At 40.3% G+C, this 12,327-nt stretch carries 9 protein-coding genes; all 9 read left to right on the top strand.

Features of this window, described 5'->3' with window-relative positions; genetic code table 11:
- Positions 1–12 precede the first annotated feature (12 nt).
- Positions 13–1,017, top strand: a complete 1,005-nt coding sequence (gene ruvB / locus ACQV2O_RS01570; protein ID WP_428873729.1) for a Holliday junction branch migration DNA helicase RuvB — start codon at positions 13–15, stop codon at positions 1,015–1,017.
- 13 nt (positions 1,018–1,030) lie between these two features.
- Complete coding sequence (gene queA, locus ACQV2O_RS01565) at positions 1,031–2,068, top strand: tRNA preQ1(34) S-adenosylmethionine ribosyltransferase-isomerase QueA (RefSeq protein WP_428873728.1); 1,038 nt, start codon at positions 1,031–1,033, stop codon at positions 2,066–2,068.
- A gap of 29 nt (positions 2,069–2,097) precedes the next feature.
- Complete coding sequence (gene dnaE / locus ACQV2O_RS01560) at positions 2,098–5,445, top strand: DNA polymerase III subunit alpha (protein WP_428874798.1); 3,348 nt, start codon at positions 2,098–2,100, stop codon at positions 5,443–5,445.
- 91 nt (positions 5,446–5,536) lie between these two features.
- Complete coding sequence (locus ACQV2O_RS01555; RefSeq protein WP_428873726.1) at positions 5,537–6,508, top strand: ATP-dependent 6-phosphofructokinase; 972 nt, start codon at positions 5,537–5,539, stop codon at positions 6,506–6,508.
- An 18-nt stretch (positions 6,509–6,526) separates the two neighbouring features.
- Positions 6,527–8,284, top strand: a complete 1,758-nt coding sequence (gene pyk, locus ACQV2O_RS01550; RefSeq protein WP_428873725.1) for a pyruvate kinase — start codon at positions 6,527–6,529, stop codon at positions 8,282–8,284.
- 239 nt (positions 8,285–8,523) lie between these two features.
- Positions 8,524–9,396, top strand: a complete 873-nt coding sequence (locus ACQV2O_RS01545) for a CvfB family protein (protein WP_428874797.1) — start codon at positions 8,524–8,526, stop codon at positions 9,394–9,396.
- Positions 9,389–10,309 (top strand): site-specific tyrosine recombinase XerD, encoded by a 921-nt coding sequence (gene xerD / locus ACQV2O_RS01540; protein ID WP_428874795.1) that lies wholly within the window; start codon positions 9,389–9,391, stop codon positions 10,307–10,309. Before ACQV2O_RS01545 ends, xerD begins: the two co-directional genes overlap by 8 nt.
- 22 nt (positions 10,310–10,331) lie before the next feature.
- On the top strand, positions 10,332–11,498 hold the full coding sequence (gene deoB, locus ACQV2O_RS01535) for a phosphopentomutase (RefSeq protein WP_428873721.1): 1,167 nt from the start codon (positions 10,332–10,334) through the stop codon (positions 11,496–11,498).
- Between the two features lie 9 nt (positions 11,499–11,507).
- Positions 11,508–12,305: a purine-nucleoside phosphorylase gene (locus tag ACQV2O_RS01530; protein ID WP_428874794.1), complete on the top strand. Its 798-nt coding sequence runs from the start codon at positions 11,508–11,510 to the stop codon at positions 12,303–12,305.
- Positions 12,306–12,327 lie beyond the last annotated feature (22 nt).

Here is a 12,327-nt window from a genome sequence, read left to right as displayed (position 1 = left end):
AAAGGAATCAATATGGATCAAGAAAGATTTGTATCAAGTGAAAGCTTGAGTGAAGATGATCAACAGCTTACCACTTTGAGACCCCAATTATTAAAAGATTATATCGGTCAATCGAAGGTTAAAAACGAATTGAATGTCTATATTCAAGCAGCCTTGAAGCGATCAGAAGCGCTCGATCATGTCTTACTCTATGGGCCTCCTGGCTTAGGTAAAACCACTCTTGCCATGGTGATTGCCAATGAGTTAGACGTTAAAATTCAAACAACTTCAGGTCCAGCTATTGAGCGACCGGGTGATTTATTAGCCATTCTTAATGAACTGGATGCTGGCGATATTCTTTTTATTGATGAAATTCACCGCTTACCTCGCATTGTTGAAGAAGTACTTTACTCAGCCATGGAAGATTATTATGTCGATATTGTTATTGGACAAGGAGCTAGTTCCCAGCCCATTCATTTTGAATTGCCACCCTTTACTTTAATAGGAGCAACCACACGGGCGGGGATGCTTACCCAACCCCTGCGTGATCGCTTTGGCATTATGGCCCACATGCAGTACTATGAGGTCAAAGATTTAGAAAAAATCGTTAAACGGTCTGCCAGAGTTTTTCAAATCGACATCGATGATCAAGCCAGTAAAGAATTGGCCGTAAGAAGTCGTGGCACGCCAAGAATAGTTAACCGTATGTTAAGACGGGTGCGCGATTTTGCACAAGTTCATGGCGATGGCAATATTCATATCAAGGATACCAAAGAAGCTTTAAAAGTCTTACAAATTGATGCTTTAGGCTTAGACCCGCTTGATCGTAAACTTTTAAAGACGATGATTGAATTTTATGGTGGAGGACCGGTTGGAATTGCCACCCTTGCTGCCAACATTGGAGAAGATATCGTGACCCTGGAAGATATGTATGAACCTTATCTTGTCCAACAAGGCTTTATTAAACGTACGCCTCGAGGACGGATGGTTACCGAATTAACATATCGCCATTTAAATTATCCCCTGAAAGAAAAATAGAAAGAAGAAAACGATGACTTATACAACTAAAGATTTTGATTATCATTTACCAGAAGAATTGATTGCTCAAACTCCCTTAAAGGACCGCTCATCATCGCGTATGTTGGTCTTAGACCGTCAAAGTCAGCAAACAATCGATACAGACTTTAAACATATGCTTGATTATTTAAAGCCTGGGGATGGCTTAGTAATTAATGAAACCAGAGTTATTCCCGCGCGTTTATTTGGTGTTAAACCGGATACCGGGGGACATATTGAGGTCCTTTTATTAAAAAACACCCAAGGTGACCAATGGGAATGTCTAGTTAAACCAGGTAAAAGAGCTCGTTTAGGGACCGTCTTACATTTTGGCGACCAAGCCCAATTAGTGGGAACAATTATCGAACATAAGGAAGACGGAGGAAGAGTTATTGAGTTTTCTTATCAAGGTGTTTTCCTAGAAGTGTTAGAATCCCTAGGTCAAATGCCTTTACCTCCTTATATAAAGGAAAAATTGGATGATCCAGATCGCTATCAAACGGTCTATGCCAAGCAAAATGGTTCGGCCGCTGCTCCAACAGCTGGCTTGCACTTTACTCAAGAACTAATGCAAGAGGCAATAAATAAAGGCATTGAGATTATTCCGATTGTGCTGCATGTTGGCTTGGGAACCTTCCGACCTGTTTTTGTAGAAAAGATTGACCAACACCAAATGCACGCTGAATATTATCAAATCAGCCCAGAATCGGCTGAAAAAATTCAAAACATTCGTAAAAGAGGTGGCAAGATCACAGCAGTCGGTACAACCTCTGTGCGCACCTTGGAAACAATTGCACGTGACCATCAAGGGCAAATTGTGCCAGCTTCTGGTTGGACGGATATTTTTATCACGCCAGGTTTTAAATTTCAAGCAGTTGACCATTTAATTACTAATTTCCACTTACCGCAATCAACCTTAGTTATGTTGGTTTCAGCCTTTTATGATCGCGATAAAATTTTACAAGCCTATCAACACGCAGTGGATCATAAATATCGTTTCTTTAGTTTTGGAGATGCGATGTTCATTCTCTAAATAAACACAGTGGAAGGTGAGAAAAGCAAATGCTATTCAATGTTCGTAGCTCTTATTCTTTATTGCAATCCACCCTTGATTTAAATCAATATGTAGTTAAAGCTAAGTCCCTAGGCTACACGCATCTTGGCTTAGCCGATCAAGGAGTCTTACATGCTAGTCTTAAGTTTTACCTAGCCTGCCAAAAAGCAGACCTTCATGCCATGATAGGGCTTAGCTTGAACTTGCCGGGACGCCTGGACCAAAGTCAAAGCTATCCTATAATTCTTTATGCCCTGAATTACCAGGGCTATTTAGCTTTGATTCAACTTTCTAAATTAATCAACCAAAGCCATCCAGATTATCAGCAAATCGATCATCTGATGAAAGAAGCTAGCCAATCATTGGTTATCATTACTGCCGGCAAGAAGGGAGAATTAGAACAAGCCCTTCTACATGAGAATTTTGAAGCAGGACAAGCGATTCTTCAGTCTTGGCTTCATATTTTTCCGCAAGACAATTTTTATCTAGGACTTTCGATTTATCCCTTCAATGAATTAGAAGTTTCATGGCTATCTCAATTTGCTCGTAGCCACCAATTAAAGATGGTTTGTAACCAAGCAGTCGAAAGTCTCACCAGTGAAGAAGGTTTTGCTATAAGGATTTTACAAGCGATTGATCGCGGTGAAAGCTTGGATCCTTCAATTATGACCTATCGGACGTCTCATTATTTATACGGCCGTAATGAATTAGAAGACTTGTATTTACAAAAGGGACTGGAGCAGGTAGTCACCAATAGTCATGCTTTGGAAGAACGTATGCAAGTGCAGCTGCCCATTAATCAGTCGCTCCTACCTAAATTTAAAACACCAAATAATATAGCTGCTAAAGACTATTTAAAACACCTATGTCAAAACAAGCTAGCAGAGTTAAAAGTTGATCAAGTGCCCATTTATCAAGAACGCTTAGACCATGAATTAACTACCATCGATCAAATGGGTTTCAATGATTATTTCTTAATTGTTTGGGAAATTATGGCCTTTTGTTATGAATATAATATCCGAACGGGTCCAGGGCGAGGGTCTGCTGCTGGCTCTTTAGTAGCCTATCTATTAGGAATTACTAAGATAGACCCGATAGAATATGATTTACTCTTTGAACGCTTCTTAAATCCTGAACGCTACAATATGCCCGATATTGATATCGATATTCCAGATGATAAAAGAGACCAAGTGCTTCGTTATGTCGCCCAAAAATATGGCAGCCAGCAGGTAGCTCAATTGGTGACTTTCGGTAGTTTTGGGGCCAAGCAATCACTACGCGACACCCTCAGAGTCTTGTCCTATCCTAAAATGGTGCAAGATCGCTGGTCCAAGACCATACCAACTGAAGTGTCCATCCGCTTGCAGGATGCTTATCAAAAGTCTAGCGCTTTAAGACAGTTAATTGCTGAAGATTCTTTAAATGAACAAATTTTTAAAACTGCTCTCACCATTGAGGGCTTGCCACGACATACTTCTACCCATGCTTCAGGAGTTGTGATTGCCGATCAAGATTTGAGTCGCTGGGTGCCCGTTACAACAAGAGAAGGCCAAATACAGCTTACGCAATTTGATATGGAAGATGTCGAACGAGTAGGTTTGTTAAAAATGGACTTTCTGGGCTTGAAAAACTTACAAATCCTAGATACTATTTTGAATTTAATTAAGCAAAATCAAGGCTTAGCCATTGACATCGATGCCATTGATCGTGAGGATTCAGCCACTTTAAGACTTTTCCAAGAAGCTAACACCCAAGGAGTCTTCCAGTTTGAATCTGAAGGAATTCGCCAAGTTTTAAGAAGATTAAAACCGGAAAGTTTTGAAGATATTATCGCAGTCAATGCTTTATACCGACCGGGGCCTATGCAACAAATTTCTCATTTTATCAACCGCAAGCATGGTAAGGAAAAAATTGATTATATCCATCCACTTTTAGAAGGAATTTTACAAAAAACCTACGGAATTATCGTTTATCAAGAGCAAGTTATGCAAATCTGCCAAAAGTTGGCTGGTTTTAGTTTAGGGCAAGCCGACCTCTTGAGAAGAGCCATGGGTAAAAAAGAGATGGACCTAATGAAAGACCAACAAGTTGCTTTTCTAAAGGGTTGTCAAGAGCGTGGACTGGATAGTCAAACCAGTCAGCAAGTTTTCCATTATATTTATCAATTTGCCAATTATGGTTTTAACCGGGCGCACGCTGCTGTTTATTCGACTTTGGCCTACCAACTAGCTTATTTAAAGGTTCACTATCCATTAGAGTTCTTTACAGCCCTCTTAAACCATGGGCGATCAATTCATCAAAGTTTGGATGAATACCTATTAGATGCCAAACGTACGGTAGGACCCTTTTTAATGGTGGATATCAATCGCTCACATACTAATTTTAAAATTGAAAAAGGGGCTATTCGAATTGGTTTAATGGCTATCAATGGACTCAGACATGATTTTTGTCAAGTCATTTTAGATGAGCGCAATTTAGCTGGGCCTTTTACCGATTTCCAAAACTTTCTATCACGGATGCCCCTTAAATTTCTAAAGACCAATTTAATTCAAGCGCTAATAGATGCCGGTGCACTCGACACCTTTGGCTACACACGAGCGACCTTGACCGAGAACTTAGAACATTTTATTCAATTTCGCAAGATTTCAGGCAATCATATTAACTTATTAAAAGAGATTGAACCTAAAATTAATTTGGTCAGAGAGTGGCCTAAAGCCCATTTACTCAAGCGTCAGCGTGAAGTACTAGGCTTGCAATTAGCTGGCCATCCTATTGATGAGTTTTTAAAACTGATTGAAGGAGATCAAAGCTTTCTATCTATTGGAGCTTTAAAATCCTTAAAAATGCCTAAAGGTAAAAAAGTAAAAGTTCTAGCCTATATCGAGCACATGAAAGTCATTGAAACTAAGAAAAAAGACCAGATGGCTTTTTACCGTCTCAATGATGGCAGTCAAAATATTTCTCTGGTTAGTTTTCCTGAAAGTTATCAACGATTTGGCCACCAGCTCAAAGAGGGTCAAGTGGTGGCTTTGCAAGGCCAACTAAGCTTAGATCGACAAGGTCAGCCACAAATTGTTTTGGATAAATTACTGCCCTTACCAGAAGATGAAAAGCAATCCCATTCATCACCGATTCGTCAAGTATTTATTAAATTACTAGCCGGGGCTTCTAGTCAGCAATTAGTGGAAAAATTAAAAGCTTTAGCGGTAGAAAACCCAGGTCCTTTAGAAATAATCATGGTCGATGCCAACCGCAATGCTTGGAAATTAGAGGCTCTATATAATATTTCTATGGCAGATCGGGTGGTGGATGAGTTAAAAGCTCTTTTTGGAGAAAATAATGTCTATTTTAAATAATGAATCTGACTGATAATCATATCAACGGACAGGCTTTTTAATTCATGTTAAAATATTATTAAGAGAGTTAATGAATAAGAAGAGGTGACTTATGAGACGTTTAGCAGTGCTAACAAGTGGAGGTGACGCTCCCGGAATGAACGCCGCTATTCGAGCTGTTGTTGAACAGGGCCTCCATCATCAAATTGAGGTAGTAGGTGTTCAACACGGTTTTAAAGGTTTAGTGGAAGGTGAATATAGGAAAATAGGGATCAACGACCTCACTCACGCCATTCGTAGAGGAGGAACCATCCTTTATTCAGCCAGGTACCCTGAATTTAAACAGTTAGAAGTACAAAAAAAAGCCATTCAACAAATGGAGTCCCTAGGAATTGAAGGCTTAATTGTTATTGGAGGAGATGGCTCCTTCCAAGGAGCTCTAGCTCTTACTAAATTAGGTTTTCCAGCTATTGGTATTCCAGGAACCATTGATAATGATATTCCAGGGACCGAATATACGATAGGGTTTGACTCTGCCATGTCGGCAGCGATTGAAGCCATCGATAAAATTTCTGACACAGCGGCCTCACATAACCGTACCTTTGTAGTCGAAGTGATGGGACGTAACGCGGGGGATATTGCTATATGGGCCGGAGTGGCTGTGGGAGCCGATGCCATTGTTATTCCTGAAGAAGATTTCTTTATCGGTGACATTGCTCGCAGAGTCAATACGGCTCTTAGTCATGGGAAAGACCATGCTTTAATCGTATTAGCCGAAGGTGTCATGGGTGTGGAAGAATTTATCAAAGAATACAAAAAAGAAGCCCCTGATCAAAGTGTTCGTGGGGTTAACCTCTCCCACATTCAAAGAGGGGGTAATCCAACAGGTCGTGATCGTGTTTTTGCTACATTAATGGGTGCTAAGGCAGTGGATTTAATTCTTCACGGACAATCGGGTATTTTCGTCGGCATTACCAATGAAGAATTATCCGTTTGTGACATCGTTGAAACCTTAACCAAATCCAAGCACAAAGTAAGAGATGATTTGTACGAAATTAATCGTAGCTTAACGGATCGCTATTGAGCATGAAAAGGAGTTAATATGAAGAAAACAAAGATCGTTGGCACAATGGGGCCGGCAACTCAATCAAAGAAAGTAATGGTCGATCTGCTTCACGCAGGAATGAATGTAGCCCGTTTTAATTTTTCTCACGGTGATCAAGCATCGCAATTAAACCATATCAACTTATTTAAAGAGGCCCGTCAAGAAGCCGGTGTTATAGCTGGTATCTTATTAGATACCAAGGGACCTGAAATAAGAACGCATAAGATGGAAAATAATGGCATTCTATTAGAAAAAGGTCATAAAATCCGGATAGCGATGACTGAGGTTTTAGGTAGTGCTGATAAGTTTTCTATCACCTATGAAGGCTTAATTGATGATGTGACTATCGGTTCGCTTATTCTAATCGATGACGGTTTAATTGAATTGGAAGTCGAAGCCATTGATGATCAAGCCAAGGAAATTGCTTGTGTGGTAGTCAATTCAGGTGTCTTAAAATCACAAAAGGGTATTAATGTACCAGGTATTTCTTTAAATATTGCGGGTATCACTGAAAAAGACAAGCAAGATATTCGTTTTGGCGCGCGTCAAGATGTTGACTTTATAGCGGCCTCCTTTGTGCGCCGTCAAAATGATGTGATGGAAATACGTGCTATTCTAGAAGAAGAAAACAAGACCAATATTAAGATTATCTCTAAAATTGAAAACCGGCAGGGTGTCGATAATATTGATGAAATTATAGAAGTATCGGATGGGATTATGGTTGCCCGCGGAGATTTAGGGGTCGAAGTGCCAACAGAAGACGTGCCCCTTATTCAAAAAATGATTATTAAGAAATGTAATCGAGCAGGTATTCCAGTCGTGACAGCTACACAAATGTTAGATTCTATGCAAAGAAACCCTAGACCTACACGAGCCGAAGCAGGAGACGTGGCCAATGCTATTTTTGACGGAACGGATGCTGTCATGCTTTCTGGAGAAACAGCGGCAGGGGATTATCCTTTAGAAGCTGTGAAAATGATGGCTAAGATATGTGAACGGACTGAATCACAATTATTAGGTCAGGATGCCTTTACCTTGAAGAAATTCAATCAGTCAGACTTGACTGAAGCTATTGGTCAAGCGGTGGGACATACTGCTCGTAATCTGGGGATTCAAACCATCGTGGCAGCAACCTCTTCTGGCTATACGGCACGCATGATTGCTAAATACCGGCCGTCTTCTAATATCTTAGCAGCTACCTTTGAGGAAGAAGCACAACGTTCACTCACACTGGTGTGGGGGGTTCAACCTTTCGTTATTGGTAAGCCTGATTCAACCGATGAGATGTTAGATTCTGCTTCAGCCATGGCAGTAAGGCAAGGTTTTGCTAAAGAAGGCGACTTGATTATCATTACTGCGGGCGTTCCGGTTGGTGAAAAAGGCACGACCAACATTATGAAAATTCAATTAATTGGAACCAAGTTAGCTGAAGGACAAGGTGTTGGCAGTGGTAACTTCATTGGTAAGGCAGTGATTGCTCATACCGCTGAAGAGGCTAATGCTTATGTCAAAGAAGATACTGTATTAGTCACTAGCCAGACCGACCGTGATTACACTCCAGCCTTAGAAAGGGTGGGCGCTATTATCTGTGAAAGTGGAGGTATCACTTCCCATGCCGCTATTCTTGGCTTAGAAAGAGGCATACCGGTAGTAGTAGCAGTAGAAGGTGCTATGGAAGCTATTAAACAAAATGAACTGATTACTGTGGATGCTCGTCGTGGAATTATCTATCGCGGAGCAACGGTATCCATCTAGTATAGAAGAGTTCTATCTAAGACACTTATTTTAAGACATTTCTTGGCTTATTTATTGATGGGCTGAAGAAATGTCTTTTTGCTTGCCATCTTTTCTCTTTGCTTACAGAATGTGTTAAAATTGTTAATAGAAGACTAAGCGACTAGAATTAATTGTCTTTTGCTTAGGATAGAGTCGGTCTTTACTTTAGGATAGCTCAATCAGCTTGAAGAGAGTTTGATCAGATAGGAGAATGAAAGATGAAATTAGGAAGAATTACCGAATGTAAGATAAGTGACGAGAATGAAAACAGTTATTTTGCGCAAGTGGAAGGGACAACCTTTCGCTTAGACAAGGATCAAATCCAAGGTCAAAGTTATCACTTAGGCGACCAAATTAAAGGGCTTATTTATGAGGATATGAATCGTGAGGCCCGTATTCAATTAGACATCCCTAAGGCAGCTAGTGGTCACTATGATTGGGGCACAGTAACTCAAGTGCGTAAAGACTTGGGTGTGTTTGTGGATATTGGTCTTTATCAAAAGGACCTAGTAGTTTCTTTGGATAATTTACCAGATGATAAAAGTCAATGGCCTCAAAAAGGGGACCAGCTCTACTTGACAATGACTGTGGATAATAAGAACCGTTTTTGGGGCGAATTAGCAAGATTTGACCAGATGGAAGAATTATTTATCAAGGCAGCTGACCGTTTGATAAATCAAGATTTAGAAGTAACCATTTTTCAATTGAAATTAGTAGGAGCTTTGGCAATTTCTAAAGAGAACTTCCGCAGCTTTATACATGAGAGCGAATGGATGTTACCCCCGCGTTTGGGTCAAAAAATCAAGGGACGGGTAGTCAAGGTACAAAGTGATGGGTCTTTAAACTTGTCCTTAAAACCAAGAGCCCATGAAGCCATTAGCGATGATGCGACTATGTTAATACGTCTATTAGAAAAGACGCCCAATCATTTCTTACCTTATCACGACAAGTCTGATCCTGAAGCTATTAAGCGAGAATTTGGTATTTCTAAGGGACAATTTAAGCGCGCGGTCGGTTCCTTAATGAAGAATAAGCAAATTCGTCAAGAGGCTAATCAGGGGATTTACTTGGTGACGTCAGAAAATGAATAAGGCGGTCAATCAACAGTTACAAAATTATTTAGCGGATTTTAAGCGCTATTTACAAATTGATCAAGTCAAATCAAAAAATACAATCCAAGCCTATGTAAGAGATTTAAAAAAATTTATAGACTACCATCAAGACCATGCTACACAAAGCTTAGACCAAATCGATTATAGCTACATGCAAGGGTTTTTAGCCCATTTACACCAGCAAAATTATGCCACATCTTCTACTTCACGGCTTTTATCAGCTATGAAACAGTTTTTTCATTATTTGTTAAAAGAAGGGGTTATCCAGCAAAACCCCTTGCAATTAGTTCAAGGACCCAAGCAAGCCAAAAGCCTACCTAAAGTTCTATCAATGGAAGAAGTGGAAGCCCTTATTCAAGCACCGAATATAGCCACTTTAACCGGTTTAAGAGACCGAGCCATCTTAGAAGTCCTTTATGCTTGTGGCCTACGTGTGAGTGAATTAACTCAGCTTCAGTTAGCTGACTTACACTTAGACTTGGGTTTTGTTCAAACTTTAGGTAAGGGCAATAAGGAAAGAATCATTCCCTTAGGGGATGAAGCCATCTATTGGGTTGATCAATACTTACAAGATGCCCGAGGTGTTTTTGCTAGTAAAAAGACTGCTCAAGCAGGCCAGATTCTCTTCTTAACAGAAAGAGGAAAGGCCTTCACCCGTCAAGGCATCTGGAAAAATCTTAATAAATATGTTCAACAAGCAGGAGTCAATCAAAGAGTTTCACCACACATGTTGAGGCACTCTTTTGCCACTCATTTGTTAGAAAATGGTGCCGATTTACGCATGGTTCAAGAACTGTTGGGTCATGCAGACATATCGACCACTCAAATATATACACATATTTCACATCACCGCTTACAGGAAGTTTACCGTAAGAACTTTCCACGCGCTTGATGCGATTAAAGGAGGAAATAAAATGTTTAAAAGAATACACTTAATCGTTATGGACTCTGTCGGAATTGGACAAGCACCCGATGCAGAAGAATTTGGAGACTCTAACGTTCACACCTTAGGCCACATTGCCGAAAACTTTGATTTAAACTTAAAAAATATGGCTCAAATGGGTCTGGGTAAAATTGACACCATCAAAGGGGTAGAAGCCGTCGATCAAACTTCCGCCTACTGGACTAAATTACAAGAACGTTCAGCTGGTAAAGACACCATGACTGGCCACTGGGAAATGATGGGTCTTTATATCGACCAGCCCTTTAGAGTCTTTCCAGCTGGTTTCCCACAAGAGTTGATTGAAAAATTAGAAAAATTTGCTAAGCGTAAGGTAATTGGGAATAAGGTGGCTTCTGGAACCGAAATTATTAAAGAATTAGGACCCGAGCAATTAGAAACGGGGGCATTAATTGTATATACATCAGCCGATTCTGTTTTACAGATTGCTGCCCACGAAGAAGTCATTCCTTTAGAAGAACTTTACAAGGTCTGTGAATATGCCCGTGAGATTACTCTGGAAGATCCTTACATGATTGGTCGGATTATTGCCCGACCTTATGTCGGTCAAATAGGTAATTTCGAAAGAACCAGCAATCGTCATGACTATGCCTTGGATCCCTTTGGCAAAACGACCCTTGATTTCTTAAAAGATGACGGCAAATCGGTCATTGCAGTGGGCAAAATTAATGACATCTTTAATGGAGCGGGTATTACTCAAGCGATTCGCACTAAGTCCAATATGGACGGTGTCGATCAATTACTCAAGGTCATGGGGGAAGATTTTGAAGGCCTATCTTTCACTAACTTAGTGGACTTCGATGCCAAATATGGTCACCGTCGTGACCCTCAAGGCTATGGTCAAGCCTTAGAAGACTTCGACGCCCGCATTCCTGAACTAATTCAAGCCATGAATGAAGAGGACTTGTTATTAATCACAGCCGACCATGGTAATGATCCGACTTATAAGGGAACCGATCATACCCGTGAATATGTGCCTTTATTGGCCTATTCTAAAAAGTTTAAAGCGGCAAGTGAACTACAAGCGCAGCACTTTGCTGATATCGCGGCCACTATTTCTGATAACTTTGGTGTTAAACAGACAGATCAAGGACAGTCGTTTTTAGCACAATTAAAATAGGAGAAGATTATGTATCAAAAAACCTTAGAATATTTAAAAGACCACGGTATGGTAGCCCCTCGAATTGGTTTAATTCTAGGCTCTGGTTTAGGAGATTTGGCAGATGAAATTAAAAATCCGGTTAAAATCCCTTATGAAGCTATCCCAAGTTTTCCAGTATCAACTGTTGAAGGTCATGCTGGTCAATTGGTCTATGGCAGCCTAGCTGGACAAAAAGTAATAGCATTACAAGGACGTTTTCACTATTACGAAGGCTATGACCTTGAAACAATCACCTTTCCGATTCGGATTTTTAAAGAATTAGGGGTCGAAAGTTTGATTCTTACAAATGCAGCCGGTGGGGTTAATAATAGTTTTAAACCTGGAGATCTAATGGTCATCAAGGATCAACTTAATTTTACAGGCGAAAATCCTTTGATTGGTAAAAACAATCCACAAGGTCCGCGCTTTGTTGATATGAGTCAAACTTATAGTAAAAGAGGCATTCAATTGCTACATCAAACAGCTAAAAGTTTAGGTTTTAGTTTACAAGAGGGAGTTTATGCATGGATGACCGGTCCTTCTTATGAGACCCCAGCTGAAATTAGAGCCATTCGTTTGATGGGGGGCGATGCAGTGGGAATGTCTACTGTTCCCGAAGCTATTGTAGCAAGACATGCTGGGCTGGAAGTCTTGGGAGTGTCTTGTATTACCAACTATGCAGCCGGTATGCAGGAGACACTTAACCACCAAGAAGTGATGGCTGTTTCTAGAGAAGTGAAACCACGATTTAAGCAATTAATTTATCAAGTGATTGAACAAATATAGGACTTTGTAAAGCTTTAAGTTG

Origin of the sequence: Facklamia sp. P13055 (assembly GCF_050409445.1) — a bacterium.
Lineage (GTDB): Bacteria > Bacillota > Bacilli > Lactobacillales > Aerococcaceae > Facklamia.
Note: the sequence above shows the minus strand (reverse complement) of the source record. Positions and strands in the feature narration are given on the sequence as shown.